We start from the raw sequence: 20,737 nt of genomic DNA on the forward strand, positions 1-20,737 counted from the left end.
AGACGACACTTATTCATATTTTTGAATAAATGTGTCGTCTTTTTTGATTCTAATTAAACTTACATTAAGAAAATCGTAAGATTTTCAGTGGCCTCCATTGGTGGGAGTATTTCTTTAAAACCCATTGCCCGACGGGCAATGACATAAGCGGCTGCCATGTGAATGGACAGACCGAGTCGCTTCATATATTTCATCTTACCAATTTGACTGGTATAAGCGGGATTCACAACGTAGACAGCGACCCCCATTTTTTCAGCTCTTGACTTGATCGCTAGGATCATCTTTTGATAAGCAAACTGACTCATTCGACGATTGGCTTTCCTATTTCCATAGGGACGCGACACTTTGGACCGCGTCGTATCCAATCTTTCGATGGCGAGTGGTTTATGATGTTTAACGGCATAGTCAACGAGGGCAATAACCTCTGCTTCTATGATTTTCGCCTGCTGTCCACTGGTTTTACCCTCTAAGTTAAACGGAAGCGTAAAGGCATCCACACATTGACCTATGGCGTTGACATTGGCGACAGCGATATGATTCACATTCAAATCAACACCAATCATGCCCGTTGATGTTGAGGTATTCAGATAGGGTGTAGCTGGCACATCGATTAAGCATTTAACGATGTAGTAGTCACCATGATCCTCAAGTGACCATCCAATAGGCTTCCCATACTTTTTCTTATCTTTCAGGTTCATTTGTGTCTGAATGGCATGGTTGACATGGTCTTGGCCATAAGGAAAAACAACGTCAGCGAGACGAATGACGCATTGGTCGATTGCTTTGAAGGTAAGGGTATGCGTCTCTGGGTGATAATGAAAGACAAAGTTACCTGATTTGGCGTCTTTCCGTCCCGAAATGGTCATCTTACCGTAACGCGCCGCTGCCCAATCTTTCTGCCAACGCTCAGGATGAGCGTGATAAGACTTTTGTGTTAACCGGCCGCGCGCGAGTTTCTTACTCCCGAAACACACACCCGTCACTTTGTTTGTCAATTGAATCAATTGTTTTTCATATCGATCTTTCTTAAAGTTTAACTGGCCCAAGCGAGACTTTAGGTGTTTGATTTCAACATCAAGGTGTTGATGCTCAAAATCATAAGCACAGTAAAATAAGCGTGTGGAATGCTTATATGCCACAACAAAAAAGGCCCCTTTTTGTTGTTCACGTGACGTTTTATTGAACATCGGTGTTCTTTTGACAAAAGAACCTTTTATCTTTTGAAGTGTCGTCAATCGCGCCTTCGTCGCTTTTATTTTTCTTTTAACGGCGTTGATTTGTTCTTTTTTATTACGCATGTACATGTTCTTCAATTCTCTTTGCGCGGATAGAAGGGCGCGTCCTTCTTGAACAGCACTGTTCGCATAATAATCATTTAATCCGTAACGTTGTTTCAACTGTTGATGGAGGGAGACGGAACTTTTCTCTTTCGAGCCCCTAAGCTCCCGGACCTCCGCTTGATAGCGAAAATGTTTGGCTTGATTAAACACCCGGAGGGTGTGATCCATGGACGTAACAAAATTAGGGTCAATCTTATGCTTATATAAGCGATTTGAAAAAAAGGCCTTCATGCCCATGATACCCACCCTCTCTTTGTTTTGTGACGGTCATTGTTAATGATTTAATTATACCGCGAAGAATATATGTTTGTCACTTCAAAAATATTCAAAACAAGCGATTCATCACCCACCTAGTGCTGACGCACTTGAGGAAGGTGTCTTCTCGCCCTAAAACGATAAAAAACCATTCAATAGTCATATGAAAAACTCCATCATGACCTATATAAATATGCTATAATTTAGGGTAGAGACACGATGATTACTTTATAGATAGAAGGCGTTAATAATGACCGAAGAAAAAAAGGTAGTATCGATAGAAGATCGGATACCAAAACTGAGAGAGACGCGCCGAAAGAAAGCGAATCGGCGCTTTATTTTTTATTTAACATGTTTATTAGTTCTTATTGTCTTTGTTGTTTACTTGCAATCTCCGCTAAGTTATGTGCGAGAAATAAATGTGACAGGATCACAATTTGTATCAAAAGACGTTATTCTAAAGCAAAGTGATATATCAACAGAACGGAGTCTATGGTCATTTCAACTCGAAAATATCGAAGCGAAGATCTTGGAACTACCAGAAATTAAAACCGCTAAAGTGACACGCTCATGGACACACGAAGTGACGGTGGCCGTCACAGAGTATAAGAAAATTGCTTATATTGACCAAGGGGAAAGTTTGTCGCCATTGTTGGAGAGTGGTCATACATTAGACCATGTTGAAAAAGTCGATTATAAAGGCGATGCCCCTTTACTCATTGGGTTTGACAATGAAGAGATTCGCAAGTTAATGATTGAAGGTATGCAAGCCTTACCGACCTATTTATTGAGTCATATTTCAGAGATTCACTATTCTCCAACAGAAGCGAATCCTTATCAAGTCCATTTAAATATGATTGATGGCTTTGAGTTGTTGACGACCATTAGAGGTTTTAGTGAACACATAAAGGCGTACCCATCTGTTGTGAGTCAATTAGATCAAGCCAATCCTGGTTTGATTGAAATTGATCACTCTGGGGCCATTTTTAATCAGTTTTCAGAACAACCGACGACTGATCCAGATTTAGAGATATATGAAGAAGGCGAAGAAAATCAATTGATTATAGAAGAGGATGAATAGGTTTATGCATGTGAAAGGTAAACATGTCATATTATCGCTTGTTTTATTTGTTTTTGGCTATTTAGTCGCTGTAAGTTATGAACAAGCACAAATATTGTTAGATGACGATCCGGTCTCGGTTGAAGAATGGGACCGTGCTTTTTACTATCGGCAACAGCTGATTGATTTCGAAGAGCGAAATAATGCGCTTGAACAACAAATTAACGATTTGCGGGTAGAGTTGCTTCAGATGGAAACTTCTCTTAGTGAAGAACAACAAAATCTAATGTCAGCTGTTGAATTAAAGCGAGAGTTACAAGCTTATGTCGGTGAGTTAGCGGTAGAAGGTCCGGGTGTGTTTATCACTTTGAAAGACCAGGATTATGTACCGGATGAAGCGAATGTGAATGACTATATTGTTCACGACCGACATGTCCAATTAGTCATTAATGAGCTCTTAAGTGCTGGGGCTGAAGCGATAGAAATTAATGGTCAGCGGATATTCCACCATAGTCATGTGTTTTGTGTTGGCCCTGTGATTACCGTTGACGGCAAAACACATCCTGCACCATTTACGATTGAAGCGATTGGTGACCAAGACACGCTTCGGCAGTCCCTTGAATTAGAGCAAGGCGTGATTGATCAGTTAGTGAATGAACGGATTGAAGTGGAATACGGTGAAAAACGAGTAGAAATGACACCACAATAAGAAGGATGACATATTTATGAAAAAACAGACAGTGATTCTCGCGGCGGCTGCCTTTTTTATCGGTGTCATGATTAGTTTGCACCTCTCAATTGAAGAGAAGCCTAAAACGCGTGATACGAGAGATTTATGGGAAATCAGAACAGCACTGTTAGAGGAACAAGAACGTCAACAAGTGTTGCAAGAAGAATTAAATGAATTGAAAAACATTCAAGCGGATTATGAAGACAATGTATACGTCACACAAACTCAGACATTGCGGAATCAAATTAGTGCCTTACAAGACCAAGCGGGTTTAACAGAAATGACAGGACCCGGCGTTGAGTTAACCCTTGTGGCGGATTTTGAACAGGCAAGTGAAACCGAAGGTTTCCCTGAGTTAACGAGTGAATTATTGAATCGATTGGTTAATGAGTTAAACGTCTATGGTGCTGAACACTTAGCCATAGGTGCTGAGCGCATTGTCAATCATACGGCGATTCGTGACGTAATGGGTCGTGTCTATGTCAATCAACGACCATTAAGGGATTTGCCAATCACCATTCTAGTCTTGACCGAAGAACCTGAGCGGCTCATTAACTACATGGAAGTAAGCCAAGCGATCAATGACTTAGCTATTCACAATATTAAACTTACCATGGACGAAAAACAAACCATCACCGTCCCTAAATATTCAGATGAATTATCGCTTAATTATGTTAAAGTAACAGATTATGAGGAAGGTGAAGAATAATGTGGTTAATGGTATTATTTTTAGGGCTAGGGATTGGGTTAGGATTGTTGTCAGATTTGACGATTCCAGCCGTCTACTCCAATTATTTATCGCTCGCGATCTTAGCGGCGTTTGATACCTTGCTAGGTGGTATACGGGCCCACTTTGAACATGTATTTAATCAATATATATTTGTTACGGGTTTTTTCTTTAATATTACCTTGGCTGTTTTATTAACGTTTATTGGTGAGCAATTAGGGGTAGACCTATATTTAGCAGCTGTGTTTGCGTTTGGCTGGCGTTTATTCCAAAATATCGCCATCATTAGACGCCGTTTATTTGATAAATGGCAGCAACAAAAAGTATTAAAGAAACAAAACCAATCGTCCTCGACTGCTGAATAGTCGAAATACATCGACAAATCGTGAAATACGTAGAATGAATCATGTAAAAACAATGGATTTCATGGTAAAATCATTAAAAAGTATGATATTTTTTAATAGACTATTAAATGTCTAGCAATTAAATGATATACTTAGCGTAGTGCATACCTTTTTAACAAAAAATTGTTGTTTTCATCACATCTTATTATAAAATATGATGATATGAAGGTAGAACATAAAAGAAATGAAAATCATGAATAAAAATCAAACATGTGAACATGGACAAAAAAAGAATTAAAGCGAGTGAAATAAGTGGTGTCACTTATAGGAGGTGCTAGTATTGGCTAACGAAGTGTTAGTAAGTTTGGACATAGGAACGTCCCAAATAAAAGTGGTCATCGGAGAAATAGCTGATGAACGTTTAAACATTATTGGTGTAGGTACGGCCAAGTCAAAGGGCATAAAAAAAGGTGGAATTGTCGACATTGATAAAGCGGTTCAATCGATTCGAGCAGCCATTGAATCTGCTGAAAGAATGGTAGATATGCACATTCATTCTGTTATTATTGGCTACAATGGCAATCAAGTAGAATTACTTCCTTGTCAAGGGATTGTGGCAGTACCAAATGATGATAAAGAAATAAACGATGAAGATGTGCTTCGTGTAATTGATAATGCTAAAGTCATCTCTTATCCACCCGATCGTGAATTTTTAGATCTTGTGATCAAACAATTTATTGTTGATGGTTTAGCAGGAATCAATGACCCACGCGGGATGATCGGTGTTAGGCTTGAAATGGAAGGCACGATTATTACGTCGTCACGAACAATGATACATAATACAACGAAGTGTGTGGAAAGAGCACAGCTTGATATTCAAGACCAAGTCTTACAACCACTAGCCGCCGGTGCCATTGCCTTGTCAGACGATGAGAAAGAACTAGGCGTGGCGTTAATTGATATCGGTGGTGGCACAACAACCGTCTCTATTTTTGATGATGGACAGTTAAAGGGCACACGAATGATTCCTATTGGTGGTGAGAATATCACTAAAGATATTTCGTATGGTTTAAAGACAAGTTTTGAAGAAGCAGAACAAATTAAAATCAAACACGGATATGGCTATTTCCCTGATGCCAATGAAGAAGAACAATTTGAAGTAAAAGCGATTGGTACAGAGGAGATTTCTACATTCAATCAAAAAGATTTATCTGACATGATCGAGGCACGACTAGAAGAGGTTTTTGTGTTAGTGGCTAAAGAAATTTCTAAATTAGGTTATCGTGACTTACCAGGAGGGTTTGTGTTAACTGGTGGTACGATGTTAATGCCAGGAGCATTAGAACTAGCTAGAGATCTCTATCAAGGTAATGTTCGTGTGGCTGTGCCTGATTACATTGGCGTAAGAGAACCACAATACACGCCTGGTGTAGGTATTTTGAAATTCGCGTATGATAATGCGAAAATACAAGGGAAACCTCTATCAGATGCTGTCTCGGACCAAGCGCAATATGAGGAACGACCGGTCAAAAAAGACAAGCCAAAACAATCGAAACCAATGAAACAGAAAAAACCAAAAGATGAGACAAAAGAGTCAGGTGTAGCAAAATTATTCAAAGTATTTTTCGATTAATAAAATAGAGAACTGTTGCGATTAGGAGGAAAGAATATGTTAGAGTTTGATACAGAATTAGATCAATTAGCAAAGATTAAAGTTATCGGGGTTGGTGGCGGTGGTAACAACGCTGTCAATCGTATGATTGAACACGGTGTTCAAGGAGTGGAATTTATTGCGGTGAATACCGATGCGCAAGCACTAAACTTATCAAAAGCAGAAGTGAAGATTCAATTAGGTACGAAACTGACACGTGGCCTCGGTGCAGGTGCGAACCCTGAAGTTGGTCGCAAAGCTGCTGAAGAAAGTAAGGAACAGTTAGAAGAAGCCTTACAAGGGGCGGATATGATCTTTGTGACAGCTGGTATGGGTGGCGGTACCGGAACGGGTGCGGCACCCGTCATTGCTCAAGTCGCAAAAGAAATTGGTGCCTTAACGGTGGGTGTTGTGACGCGTCCGTTTATGTTTGAAGGTCGCAAACGTTCAACACAAGCGATTCAAGGTATTGATGGATTAAAACAAAATGTCGATACGTTAATCGTGATTCCAAATGACCGTTTATTGGAAATTATCGACAAAAACACACCGATGCTAGAAGCTTTTAGAGAAGCTGATAATGTGTTACGCCAAGGTGTGCAAGGGATCAGTGATTTGATTGCCACACCAGGTATTATTAACGTCGATTTTGCGGACGTGAAAACAATTATGCAAGATAAAGGGTCAGCTTTAATGGGCATCGGGATTGCGACAGGTGAAAATCGTGCCGCTGAAGCAGCGAAAAAAGCCATTTCGTCACCGTTACTTGAAACAACCATTGACGGTGCTCATGGTATTTTGATGAATATCACGGGTGGTGCTGGCTTTACCTTGTACGAAGTACAAGAAGCAGCAGCGATTGTTACTGATGAAGCAGACCAAGAAGTGAATGTCATTTTTGGTGCGGTGATGAATGAAGAATTAAAAGATGAGATTGTTGTAACGGTTATCGCGACGGGTTTTGATGAGACAAAGAAAAAGTCAGATCATACGCGTCCGACTCAAACAACAAGACCAACTCAAGAAACAAAACAAAAACAAGAACAATCAACACCAGATGAACCGGCGTTTAACGAAGACGACACTTTGGATATTCCAACGTTTTTACGGAATCGCAACCGTCGTCGATAAGCTGATAAAATGACATGTTGAATAAATAGTGAACCACGTAGGATGAGAGAATAACTTTCATCCTACGTGGTTTTTTCATTTCTAAAGTAGGTCACTGCATAAGAGGGGGGACTGATTTTTATACAAAACCTCCATCATAAACGGTTTATTTGCACAATCATTTGACAAGCTTTGCGACATGGCTCTGATATGATGGTACCTATAAGGGAAGGAGGCCGGTTTACGTGTACGTTGATCTCGTATTTTTGCTGACTTATGGCGCGCATATACTACTCATTACTTTAACGTGTCACATTATGGGTATGAAGACATCACGTGTCTGGTGTCACGTAATTTCTTTTCTACTCAGTCTTATCGATATTATGCCAGTACTTATGTCTTTCTCCCACTACCGTTTTATACAACTGTTACTCTCCCTTATTTGTTTAAGCTGGTTATTTTTCTCACCTAGTAAAGCTAAAATAAGTCAACGATTTGTGACAATGACAATGGTATCTTGTTTTTTTGCAGGCGCGTTATTACTCATTAAGTCACACATAACGGCATCACTTCCATTGATGCTGATGTTGTTCATCGTCAGCTATCATTTATACTTACGTTTTTATCAACATGGTGTCTGTCGCCATATTCAAACAGAACATCTGTATGATATCACGGTAACGATGAATCAACAAACCGTTCAATTAAAGGCGTTTTTTGATACTGGTCATCAATTAATTGACCCCATTACACATGCTTCCGTACTATTTATTGATCCCATCACGTTTAATCAATTCAACCTTCATCTTGAACAAACGGATGAGGATAAAAAAAGACAGTTATTTTATCAAGATATCAATGCGAATGTACAGGCTATGACGTGCATCAAGCCTGATTGTGTTACCGTTATTGATCACGGAGAGGTAAAAGAAGTGAGTCATGTGTTACTCGGGTTAAGGCAACAGAACTTTAGAGAGGAGGAAGGATTTCAAGCGTTATTCGGTCCACAGCTATTGACGTTATTAAAATCATAAAGGAAAGGGTGCGGAGGAGTATGAAAGTGTGTCGTATTATGTTTAAGCGTTGTCGAGAATGGCTAATCAAACGAATGATGAAGAAACAAGCCGTTTATTATATCGGCGGGAAAGAAGCGCTCCCTCAGCCGCTTAACCGTGAAGAAGAGTATCAATTATTGGAACGTTTAGACCAAGGTGACCAAGCAGCGAAAGCGAGTTTAATCGAACGTAATTTACGTCTTGTCGTGTATCTGGCGCGTAAATTTGAAAATACCGGTGTGCATATTGAAGATTTAATTAGTATAGGGACGATCGGACTCATCAAAGGCGTGAATACATTTAAATTGGAAAAAAAGATTAAATTGGCTACATACGCGTCGCGTTGCATTGAAAATGAAATTTTGATGTTTTTGCGTAAAACAAGTAAGCGAAAAACAGAGGTGTCATTTGATGAACCGCTTAATGTAGATTGGGACGGTAATGCCTTATTACTTTCAGATGTGTTAGGGACAGAACCGGATGTCATTGAAAAAGATATTGAACAACATGTCGATCATGCCCTATTGAAAGAAGCACTCAAAAAATTATCAACGCGTGATCAATATATTATGACGCTACGCTTTGGTTTGAATAAAAAAGATGAACTCACACAAAAAGAAGTGGCAGATTTACTCGGCATTTCTCAATCATATATTTCACGTTTAGAGAAGAAAATCTTAAAGCAGTTACAGTATAGTTTTCAAGAGTCGATGTAGATTCACCAGATACTTCCTGCATATTCATAGGTGACTTGGTGATACTTCCTAGTAGACGTAATATTCAACTAGGAGGTTCACAATGGCCAGATTTAAGGTTGACTTATGTGGTGTTGATACAAAGGCATTACCGGTACTAAAGAATGAAGATATGCGCATCCTTTTCAAACGTTATCAAGCAGGCGATCAAACAGCGCGTGAAACAATTATTGGTGGCAATTTGCGTCTAGTATTAAGTATCATTCAACGCTTTCAGCACCGAGGAGAATCAGGCGATGATTTATTTCAAGTGGGGTGTATCGGTTTAATTAAAGCGATTGATAACTTTGATTTAAAACATAACGTTAAGTTTTCGACTTATGCGGTTCCAATGATCTTAGGAGAAGTTCGACGTCACTTTAGAGATCACCAACCTATTAGAGTTTCTCGGTCCATAAAAGATTTAGCTTATCAAATTATGAAAACACGAGAAAAATTGATGAATGAGCGACATGTTGAACCAACATTAAAGGAAGTGAGTGAAGTCCTAGGCGTGAAGCTCGTCGATGTCGTTTTTGCGTTAGATGCCATTCAAGAACCGATGTCGTTATTTGATCCGATTTATGACGATGGGTCGGACCCTGTATTATTAATGGATCAAGTTACGAGTGATAAAGAGCCCGAAACAGATTGGGTAATGAACCTTGCCTTAAAACAATCGTTAGACGGTTTAAATAAACGGGAATTTTTCATTTTAAATAAACGCTATTATGAAGGATTAACCCAGTCAGAAGTCGCAGATGAAATTGGTATTTCACAAGCCCAAGTGTCCCGGTTGGAAAAACAGGCGCTAAAGGCGATGAAACAGAAGATGAAAGAAGTTGAGTAATGTTTTGAAGGGAAAGAAGGTGACCTATGCGTTACACAGATTTAAAAAAACGTGAATGTGTCTCAACGACGACAGGAGAGCGGTTAGGTTTTATTACCGACGTCATCATTGATGAGAACAAAGGTGTTGTGACCCATCTCGTCATCGGAGAAAAACGTAAAATGTCCATGAGAAAAGAGGCAGAAGAACACGTGATTGATTTAAGGGAGATTGAGACAGTCGGAGAAGACGTCTTAATTGTTGCCTTAAAAAATAATCAAAGAAGATGATTAAAGAGAACCATTTCTTTCATACGTGAGAGAAATGGTTCTTTTTCCATGCGTATATATGATAAAATAAAAACGAATGAAAGAAATTGTGTGAGGAAGCGATAAAATGGAACTATTCAAAAGACAATCACCTCGGCGACTGCATGCGGAGGAGATTCAGAACCACTATCAGATTAATTTAGGGATCTCTACACGTATCGGTGGGGTATCAAAAGATCCGTTTACGAGTTTGAATACAGGCCTTCATGTGGGTGATGATGATGCCGACGTAATTGAAAATAGAAGACGTGTGTTAAATGAAATGAACCAATCATTAAGTCAAGCCGTCTTTGCAGAACAAGTGCATGGTAAGCGTGTGGCGGTGGTGGAAAAAGTAGATGCTGGGCGCGGTGCCTACACCTTAACCGACCACATACCAGGTGTAGATGGGCTGATTACGAAAGCCTCTGGGGTCGTGTTGGCTCAGTTTTATGCTGATTGTGTGCCGCTTTACTTTTTTGATCCCGTTCAGCGCCTCATCGGGATTGCGCATGCAGGGTGGAAAGGGACGGCGAAAGGGATGGCTAAAACGATGCTCGAGACGTGTCTGTTACTTGGTAGTGAGATCGAACATATACACGTCGCGATCGGACCAGCGATTGAAAAAGAGCATTATCAAGTAAGCCGTGCGGTGGTAGAGCAAATGCCGCTACCTATCACAAATGAGCTAGCAACTAAGTTATCAGAAGATCAATATGTTTTAGATTTAAAAGCAGTGAATGAACATTATTTAGTGACATTAGGGGTTAAGCCCCATCACATCAATAAATCATCTATCGATACGTACAGTCATCCGGATTTATATTCATTTAGGAGACAACAACAAACCGGACGTATGATGGGCTATATTTTTCAGTAGAAAAAGAATGGGTAAGAGGGGGACATGACATGACACTAGACCGACGTTATCGCAAACTACAAGAAGACATTAAGGCAGCTTGTGGCAAAGCTCAACGCGATGTGAGTGAGTTAACACTCATTGCCGTGACGAAATATGTTACAATAGATGAAACAAAGAAAGTAAAGGCGCTTGGTATAAGCGATTTAGGTGAAAATCGGGTGAAAGAAGCCCAAGAAAAGATCGAAGCCATAAAGGACGTTGCCTGGCACTTTATTGGGCCACTGCAATCGCGCAAGGTAAAAGAAATTGCAGAGAAAATCGATTATTTTCACGCGCTTGACCGGATGAAAATCGCAAAAGAACTCAATAAACGGCGCTCAAGTCCATTGAATTGCTTTATTCAAGTCAATATTAGTGGCGAAGCAACGAAGGGTGGCGTTGAACAAGAGGCACTTCAAGCCTTTGTTGAGTCATTATCAAGCCTTGAAAACATCCGTATCGTAGGGCTCATGACGATGGCGCCCCATTCGACTGATGAATCACTTGTACGCGGTGTATTTAAGGAGTTAAGAAGGTGCTGTGATCACATTAAGTCACTAGAGTTACCTCATGCGCCGTGTGACTATTTATCAATGGGGATGAGTAATGACTTTGAGTGGGCTATTTTAGAAGGGGCAACCCATCTTAGAATTGGCTCGACATTAGTAAATCCTGAAAGGTAGGGAGAAATATGAGTATGAAAAATAAGTTTCGGACATTGTTTTCTGTCGATGAAGAAGAATACTATGAAGAAATACCAGATGACTCTTACGAGGCTTTTCAAAAAACACGTAGTGACAAACACGACAAAGACGAACCGAAAAAGAAAAAAGAAAATATTGTGAGTTTACAGTCGGTTCAGTCTCAAGCTAAAGTAGTCTTGTCTGAACCGAGACGGTATGATGAAATTCAAGATATTGCCGATCACGTTGTCAATAGACGGTCTGTTGTCATTAACTTGCAACGCGTATCAAAAGAAGAAGCCACGCGGATTGTCGATTTTTTAAGTGGCACTGTTTATGCGGTCTCAGGCGATATTCAAAAACTTGGACCCCATACGTTTTTATGTACACCTGATAATGTTGAAATCGAAGGTGCGATTTCTTCACTTACAGATGACGAATTTGATGAACAAGGAAGGTATTAACGATGGAAAGTATATTATTAAGATTGTTTGATTTGTATCAATTTGCGATTATTGGCTATATTTTGATGTCTTGGTTCCCAGGTGCACGACAATCCTCAATTGGTCGCTTTTTAGGTTCGATTGTGGAACCATATTTGGAACCATTTAGACGGATTATTCCGCCGATTGGCATGTTGGATATTTCAGCCCTTGTCGCGTTATTTGTCTTAAGCTTTGCGCGTCGTGGACTGATTTATATTCTTTATGTTTTATAGGTGAGTGCGATGGAGTTATATCAACATTTCAGACCAGAAGAACGCCCATTTGTCGATAATGTTCTCAATCTCAGAGACCAAGTCGAACGACAATTTATGACGAGATTTACCGATTTTTTAGATCCGAGAGAGGCGCATATTTTTGAATCCATTATTGGGAATGATGATCGGTTCAACGTCACGTGTTTATTTGGTGACAACCAGGTGGAACGGACGATGTATGCATTAAGTCCTTATTATGAATCGGTTGAAGATGATGATTTTCCGGTTTGTTTACTTGAAGCTTCCTTTCCAACGAAATTTGTAGACATTAAGCACCCCGATGTGTTAGGCAGTTTTCTATCACTCGGGATTGACCGAAAGAAGTTAGGGGATATCACGATAGAGGAGGCAACGGGAACCATTCAATTGCTTGTCCATCAGGATATATGTCCGTTTGTTTTACGAGAATTTACTCAAGTAAAAAAAGCGCAAGTAGCTTTTATTGAAGCCCCTTTAATCACCTACCGTCCACATCCATCGACGTGGACGACTCATCAAACGACAGTATCGTCCTTGCGTTTAGATGTATTAATCAAAGACATGTATCAGATGAGTCGTAAAGATGCGAAGGCGTTGGTGGAACGTGAGTGGGTGAAGGTGAATTTTAAAGTCGTGGATTCTCCGGCCTTTACCGTTGAACCTAATGATTTGATTAGTGTGAGAAAAAAAGGTCGAGCTAGGTTATCGTCAATTGAAGGGCAAACAAAGAAAGAAAAATGGCGCATTTTGTATCAACGTTTGGTACAATAGAAGAAAGGGTTTTCTTTTAACACATGTTGTCGAAAGGCATAAACGATACGAAGGAGGAATACATAATGGCATTAACACCACTAGATATTCACAATAAGGAATTTTCCAGAGGGATGCGCGGGTATGACCAAGATGAAGTCAATGAATTTTTAGATCAAGTCATGAAAGATTTTGAACTGGTCATTCGCGAAAAGAAGGAATTAAAGCGTGAGATCGAATTACTAGAAGATAAATTAACGCATTTTTCAAACATTGAAGAAACATTAAATAAATCTATTCTCGTAGCGCAACAAACCGCCGATGAAGTGAGAGGCAACGCGACGAAAGAATCGAAGCTAATTGTCCGAGAAGCTGAGAAAAATGCTGATCGTATCATTAATGAAGCTCTAGAAAAAGCACGTCGGATTGAAATTGAAGTAGAAGAACTTAAGAAGCAAGGGAAAGTCTTCCGTACGCGTCTGAAAATGTTGATTGAAGCTCAACTAGAACTTGTTGAAGCAAACGATTGGGACCAATTATTAAATATGGAACTCAATGAATTGGACGAAGACGACGAATAAAAATATTGACACGACTTGACGGCTGTGCAATAATTACCTATAATTCATGGACAGGGTATTTAATTAAATGAAACGATAAAGCGATGCGAAGAACAGTAAGTCATTTATTATCATAAGAGCGAACTAGGGGTGGTGAAAGCCTAGTATGATCCCTAAATGAACGAATATCATCTTCAAGCTTTCATTCTGAACTCATAGTAAGAATGAACGTCTACGTCACGTTACGACAAAAGAGTGAGCTTAATAAGCTAACTAGGGTGGTACCGCGAGTTCTCCTCGTCCCTTTTGGGATAGGAGGACTTTTTTTATTGAAAATTTTAAGGAGGATGAACAATGGAGTATAAAAAAACGTTACTCATGCCACAAACAGACTTTCCAATGCGAGGAAACTTACCGAATAAAGAACCAAAAATGCAAGAAGAATGGGACGCACAAGACCTCTATGAACAAGTACAAGCCCGTACGAAAGATCGTCCGCTTTTTGTTTTGCATGATGGACCGCCGTATGCTAACGGTGACTTACACATGGGACACGCGTTAAATAAAATTTTAAAAGATTTTATCGTGAAATTTAAATCAATGACAGGTTTTAACGCACCTTACGTCCCAGGTTGGGATACACACGGGTTACCGATTGAAAATGCCCTGCAAAAGAAAAAAGTCGATCGTAAGAAATTAACGGCGGCTGAATTCCGCGAAAAATGTGCCGATTATGCGATGAAGCAAGTCGATAATCAACGGACACAATTTAAACAACTTGGTGTACGTGGAGACTGGGATCATCCTTATGTTACGTTAGATAAAAATTATGAAGCTGCTCAAATTAAAGTGTTTGGTGACATGGCGAAAAAAGGTTACATCTATAAAGGCCTTAAGCCGGTATACTGGTCACCATCATCTGAATCAGCTTTAGCTGAAGCAGAAATTGAATATCAAGATAAACGTTCAGCTTCTATTTATGTTGCTTTTAACGTAAAAGATGGTGGCGACTTATTAGATGGTGACGAACAGTTCCTCATCTGGACAACAACACCATGGACGATTCCGTCTAACTTAGCGATTGCTTTGCATGCGGATCTTGACTATGTCGTTGTAAGTGTGAATGATGAAAAAATCATCGTCGCAGAAGAGTTGCTCGAGACTGTAAAAGATGAGCTCGAATGGACTGATTATGAGATTGTTAAAACCTTTAAAGGACAAGCAGCTGATAACTTAGTTGCGAAACACCCATTATATGACCGTGATTCTTTAATTATTTTAGGCGATCACGTTACGACCGATGGTGGGACAGGTCTTGTCCATACCGCCCCAGGTCATGGTGAAGACGACTTTATCGTTGGTAAAAAGTATGGCCTCGATGTTTTATGTCCTGTAAATGATAAAGGGGTCTTTACTGAAGAAGCTCCTGGATTTGAAGGCCTGTTTTATGATGAAGCTAATAAATTGGTCACAGAAAAATTAGATGAAGCGGGTGCGCTTAAGAAGCTGAGCTTTATTACCCACTCGTACCCACACGATTGGCGTACAAAAAAACCGGTCATTTACCGCGCAACGAATCAATGGTTTGCGTCGATTAAAGACTTTAGAGATGATATTCTCTCAGAAATTAACCGCGTGAATTGGATTCCTAAGTGGGGCGAAACGCGTCTTTATAATATGGTACGTGATCGTGAAGATTGGTGTATTTCTCGTCAACGTATTTGGGGTGTGCCTATTCCAGTATTTTACGGAGAAGACCAAACGCCAATTATTACAGATGAAACAATCAATCATGTCGCTGAGCTCTTTAAAGAACATGGTTCAAATGTTTGGTTTGAACGCGAAGCGAAAGATTTATTACCAGAGGGCTTCACATCAGAACATAGCCCAAATGGTGAATTTACGAAAGAACTGGATATCATGGATGTCTGGTTTGACTCAGGTTCATCTCATGAAGGTGTCCTCGAAGAACGTCCTGAATTACGTCGTCCGGCTGACCTATACCTTGAAGGTTCTGATCAGTACCGTGGTTGGTTCAACTCATCACTGTCAACATCGGTAGCTGTAAGTGGTCGTTCACCGTATGAATCGGTATTAAGCCATGGTTTCGCACTTGATGGTCAAGGCCGCAAGATGAGTAAATCGATTGGTAACGTCGTACTGCCATCAAAAATTATGAAACAATACGGTGCGGATATTTTACGTCTTTGGGTGGCGTCTGTTGATTACCAAGCAGATGTGCGTGTATCTGATGATATTATGAAACAAACATCAGAAGGCTATCGTAAAATCCGTAACACGTTCAGGTTCTTACTAGGTAACATCAGTGATTTTGATCCAAGTAAAGACGCGGTAGCTGAACAAGATTTACATGAAGTTGATCGCTACATGTTAATTAAATTACAACAGTTAATCAAAAAAGTCACAAAGGCGTATAACGAGTATGACTTCCAAAAAGTTTATAATCGTGTACACCAATTCGTCTCACAAGAACTAAGCGCGTTTTATCTTGACTTTGCGAAAGATATTCTATATATCGAATCGGCTGACAGTACACGTCGCCGCGCAATTCAGACGGTGTATTATGAAACAGTTGTCGCCGTCACAAAACTTATTGCGCCAATTTTGACGCATACTGCAGAAGAAGTGTGGCAATATATCCCGCAAACAGAAGCGAGTCATGTCCAGTTAACGGATATGCCAGAAGCGCGTGAAATTGGTGGGGAAGCGGACTTACTTAAGAAATGGGATCATTTCTTAGTCGTGCGTGACGATATTCTAAAAGCATTAGAAGAAGCACGTGCAGAAAAAGTCATTGGTAAGTCGCTTGAAGCGAAGATTACCGTAAAAGCTAAAGATGACTTGACGCATTCCGTCCTTGAACAGATTGACCGCCTCGATCAATTGTTTATCGTATCAAAAGTGGATCTCGTCACAACCGGTGACATCGCTAAAGGATATGATTATGTTGAAGTGGCTGTAGAAAAATATGACGCTGACAAATGTGAACGCTGCTGGGTAGCAGATGACACGGTCGGTACAGTTGAAGCTTATGAGACACTATGTGAACGCTGTGCAACGATTGTTGATGAACATTATCAAGATGTAGAATAATGAATGTAAAAAGAAACGTCTGTTTGAGCCTCCACCCTACGTGGTGCCGGCTCATGTAAAGACGTTTCTTTTTTTAATTGAAGAAAAATACCGCAAAGTGTGGTAAAATCGAGAAAGAGTAAAAAGAAAGTGGGGAAAATGCGTGTATTATGTGATTGCTGTGGTCATGATTATCATTGACCAGTGGACGAAGTATTTAGTCATTGAAAATATGACGATTGGTGAGAGTATTCCGATTATCGACAATATCTTTTACTTAACATCACACCGAAACCCTGGAGCGGCGTGGGGGATTTTACAAGGTCAAATGTGGTTCTTTTATGTAATCACGCTCATCGTGGTTGGTATTATTATCTACTACATCGAGCACTATGCAAAAACGAATCGCCTGTTAGGGATTAGTTTAGGTCTTGTCTTAGGTGGCGCGATTGGGAATTTTATTGACCGTGTGAGATTTCAAGAAGTCGTCGATTTTCTTGATGTATATATCTTTAGTTATGATTACCCGATTTTTAATGTCGCTGACTCGAGTCTTGTCGTTGGCGTGATTCTGATTGGTATTATCACCTTATTTGAGGAAGTTAGAAAGGATAAAAAAGCATGAGTGAAACGTATGACGTATTAGAAGAAGAAAAAAGCCAGCGGATTGATAAATATTTATCTGAAAAACGTGAAGATTTATCAAGAGCCCAGATCCAAACATGGATCAAGGAAGGTTATATAACAGTTAATGCACGGACGGTTAAAGCGAATTATAAAGTACAACCGAACGACCAGATTGTCATAGAAGAAAAACCGCCAGAGGAATTAGATATTCAACCGGAAAATATTCCATTAGAAGTGGTGTATGAAGATGCGGATGTCGTCGTTGTGAATAAGCCAAAAGGCATGGTTGTCCATCCGTCAGTTGGACACCCAAACGGGACACTTGTTAATGCGTTAATGTATCATATTAAAGATTTATCGGGCATTCATGATGTGGTTCGACCAGGTATCGTTCACCGAATTGATAAAGATACAAGCGGCTTACTTATGGTGGCGAAAAACGATCACGCTCATCAATCGTTGGCACAACAATTGAAGGATAAGACGGTAAAACGGTCGTATATCGCCTTAGTGCATGGAGATATTCCACATGAATACGGCACGATTGATGCACCGATTGGTCGCGATACGAAAGACCGTCAAAAGATGACGGTTGTGACAGGTGGGAAGGAAGCTGTCACCCATTTTGAAGTGCTTGAACGGATTGGGCAACAATATACGGTCATTAAATGTGTGCTTGAAACAGGGCGTACGCACCAAATTCGTGTGCACATGCGTTACATTGGCTTTCCGCTCGTCGGTGATCCAAAGTATGGACACCGAAAATCAATTGATACTGAAGGTCAAGCACTACATGCACAGGAAATTGGTTTTCATCATCCAACAACTGAGGAATGGTTAACGTTTACCTCAGAACCACCAAAGATTTTAACCGACACATTAGAAAATCTACGCCAAAGCTATTGACTTTAAAGCGTATGTCGGGCATAATGGAAACAGAATTAAATAACACCTTTAAAGACAGTCCCGTGAGACTGAAAAGGCCGATTGTATGATTAGCATATCTGACTAATCCCTTTTCTCTGTGCGCGGAGAAAAGGGATTTTTTGATTATAGGTCGAGTAAAGGACAGTTGAGGGGAGGCATAAACAAATGAAAGAAAAAGCACAAATACTTGATGAAGCGGCTATTAATCGTGCCCTCACACGTATTGCACATGAAATTCTTGAACGTAATAAAGGTGTGGATGATCTCGTCTTAATCGGGATTAAAACACGAGGTGTCCCGTTAAGTAAAAGGTTAAAAGAAAAAATCAACCACATTGAAGGGATAGACGTTCCAATTGGTGAGATTGATATAACGCTTTATCGCGATGATTTAACGCACGTATCGACAGAATCATCACCACAAGTCAATGATGCGACGATTGAGACAAATATTGACGGTAAAAAAGTGATTCTCGTGGATGATGTGCTCTTTACAGGTCGAACCGTTAGAGCTGCGATGGATGCACTCGTTGATCTTGGACGTCCGGCACAAATTCAGTTAGCGGTCCTTGTTGATAGGGGGCACCGAGAACTACCGATTCGCGCGGATTATATCGGAAAAAACATTCCGACCTCACAAGATGAGATTGTGACGGTTCAGTTATCAGAACATGACACCATCGATTTAGTGAGTATTAATGAAAAATAAGCACAAACCTTTAATGTAAGTCCAGAGAGGCTTCGAAGGTTGTAAATAGGATACGTGTACCTAAATGGACACGTCTACCTCTTTATGACGTTCGAGCGTCGTAAAGAGGTTTTTTTAATGCCTTGAAACAGATAAAACAAATGAGAGAGATTAAAAGGAGGAAGTCATGTCGATGGAAAGATTAGATATGGTCATGGACGTTAGAGACGTTCCAAAAAAATCAAAATGGTTTATGTTAAGTTTACAGCACTTATTCGCTATGTTTGGAGCCACTGTGCTCGTTCCGTTTTTAACCGAATTACCCGCATCAGTTGCCCTCATTTCAAGTGGGACAGGGACATTAAGTTACTTATTAATCACAAGAGGACGTATCCCCGCATACTTAGGTTCAAGTTTTGCGTTTATCACGCCAATCATCTCAGCTCGAGCGGTCGGTGGTGGGATTGAAGGCGCGATGATGGGGAGTTTTGTCGCAGGTCTACTATACGGCCTTGTGGCGCTCTTAATTGCTTCATTCGGTCTTGACTGGATCATGAAAGCTTTACCACCTGTTGTTGTCGGCCCGGTCATTATCGTGATCGGTTTAGGCCTTGCGCCAACCGCTGTTGATATGGCGATGAACGTCCAAGGCGAGTATAGTGCGACGCATTTTTCAGTTGCGATTCTTACACTGGTTGTCACGATTGTGGGTTCCTTGTTCTTTAGAGGATTCTTTGGCCTCATTCCCATTCTTATCGGGATCATCGTCGGTTATACGTATGCATTGATTCAAGGGATTGTAGATACATCCGCTATTCAAGCAAGCTTTACCAAGATTATTGAAGCCGGCTCATTTACAGAATTTCTAAGTGCAGTTTTTGTCGCACCGGAGTTTGTTATCCCGTTTGTGCATTATCAACCGCTCGACGTCTTAAATTTAAATATTATGGCGATTATGGTACCTGTCGCACTCGTCACAATTGCCGAACACATTGGTGACCAGATGGTCCTATCAAAAGTTGTTGGACGTAACTTCTTAAAAGACCCTGGTTTACACCGCTCGATTTTAGGTGATGGTGTTGCAACCATGATCGCCTCTGTATTAGGTGGACCACCTAATACAACGTATGGTGAAAATATCGGGGTACTAGCGATTACGAGAATCTTTAGCGTCTTCGTTGTTGGTGGGGCTGCGGTTCTGGCGATTACTTTCGGATTTATCGGCATTATTTCAGATGTGATTATCTCAATTCCAACACCAGTAATGGGTGGGGTATCGATTCTTTTGTTCGGGATCATCGCCTCAAGTGGACTTAGAATGTTAGTGGATAACCAAGTCGACTTAGGTAATAACCGTAACTTAATTATCTCATCGGTCATCCTTGTGATTGGGATCGGTGGCGCCATGGTTCAATTCTCCATTGGTGACTTCGGATTTAAAGTAGAGGGTATGGCCCTCGCAGCTTTTATCGGTGTATTTTTAAACTTAATCTTACCAGGCAAAGAAGCCGCCTTTGGTAACGGTAAAATGTTTGGCGATACCGATATGGATCAAGAATAAAATGGGCTAGCTTCGGCTAGCCTTTTCTAAAACAATGATGTACATAATTCAAGAAAGGGTGACGGA

General features: G+C 40.3%; 22 protein-coding genes and 1 other annotated feature. Of the genes, 21 read left to right on the forward strand and 1 reads right to left on the reverse strand.

The window, feature by feature from the left end; all coding sequences use genetic code 11:
- Positions 1 to 59: 59 nt before the first annotated feature.
- Positions 60 to 1,577, reverse strand: coding sequence for an IS200/IS605 family accessory protein TnpB-related protein (locus BM390_RS03665; protein WP_089852953.1), 1,518 nt, complete (start codon positions 1,575 to 1,577; stop codon positions 60 to 62).
- A gap of 268 nt (positions 1,578 to 1,845) precedes the next feature.
- Here BM390_RS03665 and BM390_RS03670 point away from each other — a divergent pair, with 268 nt between their 5' ends.
- The 21 genes from BM390_RS03670 to BM390_RS03770 all read left to right on the forward strand — a co-directional run bounded on the left by BM390_RS03670 (position 1,846) and on the right by BM390_RS03770 (position 20,671).
- Positions 1,846 to 2,676 (forward strand): cell division protein FtsQ/DivIB, encoded by an 831-nt coding sequence (locus tag BM390_RS03670; RefSeq protein WP_089852954.1) that lies wholly within the window; start codon positions 1,846 to 1,848, stop codon positions 2,674 to 2,676.
- 4 nt (positions 2,677 to 2,680) lie between these two features.
- Entirely contained in the window at positions 2,681 to 3,364 is a 684-nt protein-coding gene (locus BM390_RS03675; RefSeq protein WP_062319806.1) for a DUF881 domain-containing protein, read from the forward strand.
- A 16-nt stretch (positions 3,365 to 3,380) separates the two neighbouring features.
- Entirely contained in the window at positions 3,381 to 4,094 is a 714-nt protein-coding gene (locus BM390_RS03680; RefSeq protein ID WP_089852955.1) for a DUF881 domain-containing protein, read from the forward strand.
- Positions 4,094 to 4,477, forward strand: a complete 384-nt coding sequence (locus BM390_RS03685; RefSeq protein WP_062319810.1) for a small basic family protein — start codon at positions 4,094 to 4,096, stop codon at positions 4,475 to 4,477. Before BM390_RS03680 ends, BM390_RS03685 begins: the two co-directional genes overlap by 1 nt.
- Positions 4,478 to 4,796: 319 nt before the next feature.
- Entirely contained in the window at positions 4,797 to 6,089 is a 1,293-nt protein-coding gene (gene ftsA / locus BM390_RS03690) for a cell division protein FtsA (RefSeq protein ID WP_371859877.1), read from the forward strand.
- A 36-nt stretch (positions 6,090 to 6,125) separates the two neighbouring features.
- Positions 6,126 to 7,238 (forward strand): cell division protein FtsZ, encoded by a 1,113-nt coding sequence (gene ftsZ, locus BM390_RS03695; protein ID WP_089852957.1) that lies wholly within the window; start codon positions 6,126 to 6,128, stop codon positions 7,236 to 7,238.
- Positions 7,239 to 7,462: 224 nt separating this feature from the next.
- Positions 7,463 to 8,251, forward strand: coding sequence for a sigma-E processing peptidase SpoIIGA (locus tag BM390_RS03700; RefSeq protein WP_062319812.1), 789 nt, complete (start codon positions 7,463 to 7,465; stop codon positions 8,249 to 8,251).
- 20 nt (positions 8,252 to 8,271) lie between these two features.
- Entirely contained in the window at positions 8,272 to 8,988 is a 717-nt protein-coding gene (gene sigE / locus BM390_RS03705) for an RNA polymerase sporulation sigma factor SigE (RefSeq protein ID WP_062319814.1), read from the forward strand.
- 82 nt (positions 8,989 to 9,070) lie between these two features.
- Entirely contained in the window at positions 9,071 to 9,856 is a 786-nt protein-coding gene (sigG, locus tag BM390_RS03710; RefSeq protein WP_062319816.1) for an RNA polymerase sporulation sigma factor SigG, read from the forward strand.
- 26 nt (positions 9,857 to 9,882) lie between these two features.
- The gene (locus BM390_RS03715) at positions 9,883 to 10,125 is read left to right on the forward strand and encodes a PRC-barrel domain-containing protein (RefSeq protein ID WP_089852958.1); all 243 of its coding nucleotides are present in this window, start codon (positions 9,883 to 9,885) and stop codon (positions 10,123 to 10,125) included.
- Between the two features lie 106 nt (positions 10,126 to 10,231).
- Positions 10,232 to 11,023, forward strand: coding sequence for a peptidoglycan editing factor PgeF (gene pgeF, locus BM390_RS03720; RefSeq protein WP_089852959.1), 792 nt, complete (start codon positions 10,232 to 10,234; stop codon positions 11,021 to 11,023).
- Positions 11,024 to 11,052: 29 nt separating this feature from the next.
- Positions 11,053 to 11,727: a YggS family pyridoxal phosphate-dependent enzyme gene (locus tag BM390_RS03725; RefSeq protein ID WP_089852960.1), complete on the forward strand. Its 675-nt coding sequence runs from the start codon at positions 11,053 to 11,055 to the stop codon at positions 11,725 to 11,727.
- Between the two features lie 8 nt (positions 11,728 to 11,735).
- Entirely contained in the window at positions 11,736 to 12,191 is a 456-nt protein-coding gene (locus BM390_RS03730) for a cell division protein SepF (protein WP_062319820.1), read from the forward strand.
- Positions 12,192 to 12,193: 2 nt separating this feature from the next.
- A complete protein-coding gene (locus BM390_RS03735) occupies positions 12,194 to 12,445 on the forward strand; it encodes a YggT family protein (protein WP_062319822.1) in 252 nt (83 codons plus the stop codon).
- Between the two features lie 9 nt (positions 12,446 to 12,454).
- On the forward strand, positions 12,455 to 13,237 hold the full coding sequence (locus tag BM390_RS03740) for a YlmH family RNA-binding protein (RefSeq protein ID WP_062319824.1): 783 nt from the start codon (positions 12,455 to 12,457) through the stop codon (positions 13,235 to 13,237).
- Between the two features lie 65 nt (positions 13,238 to 13,302).
- Entirely contained in the window at positions 13,303 to 13,797 is a 495-nt protein-coding gene (locus BM390_RS03745; protein ID WP_062319826.1) for a DivIVA domain-containing protein, read from the forward strand.
- A gap of 74 nt (positions 13,798 to 13,871) precedes the next feature.
- Positions 13,872 to 14,084, forward strand: a binding site (T-box leader).
- Between the two features lie 46 nt (positions 14,085 to 14,130).
- Positions 14,131 to 16,890, forward strand: a complete 2,760-nt coding sequence (ileS, locus tag BM390_RS03750) for an isoleucine--tRNA ligase (RefSeq protein WP_089852961.1) — start codon at positions 14,131 to 14,133, stop codon at positions 16,888 to 16,890.
- Between the two features lie 142 nt (positions 16,891 to 17,032).
- On the forward strand, positions 17,033 to 17,494 hold the full coding sequence (gene lspA / locus BM390_RS03755) for a signal peptidase II (protein ID WP_255349933.1): 462 nt from the start codon (positions 17,033 to 17,035) through the stop codon (positions 17,492 to 17,494).
- Positions 17,491 to 18,402, forward strand: a complete 912-nt coding sequence (locus BM390_RS03760) for an RluA family pseudouridine synthase (RefSeq protein WP_089852963.1) — start codon at positions 17,491 to 17,493, stop codon at positions 18,400 to 18,402. The genes lspA and BM390_RS03760 overlap by 4 nt, the downstream gene beginning before the upstream one ends.
- A gap of 186 nt (positions 18,403 to 18,588) precedes the next feature.
- A complete protein-coding gene (pyrR, locus tag BM390_RS03765) occupies positions 18,589 to 19,131 on the forward strand; it encodes a bifunctional pyr operon transcriptional regulator/uracil phosphoribosyltransferase PyrR (protein ID WP_062319828.1) in 543 nt (180 codons plus the stop codon).
- Positions 19,132 to 19,303: 172 nt separating this feature from the next.
- The gene (locus BM390_RS03770) at positions 19,304 to 20,671 is read left to right on the forward strand and encodes a solute carrier family 23 protein (protein WP_089852965.1); all 1,368 of its coding nucleotides are present in this window, start codon (positions 19,304 to 19,306) and stop codon (positions 20,669 to 20,671) included.
- The last annotated feature ends 66 nt before the right edge of the window (positions 20,672 to 20,737 follow it).

It is taken from the genome of Halolactibacillus miurensis, assembly GCF_900116255.1.
Lineage (GTDB): Bacteria > Bacillota > Bacilli > Bacillales > Amphibacillaceae > Halolactibacillus > Halolactibacillus miurensis.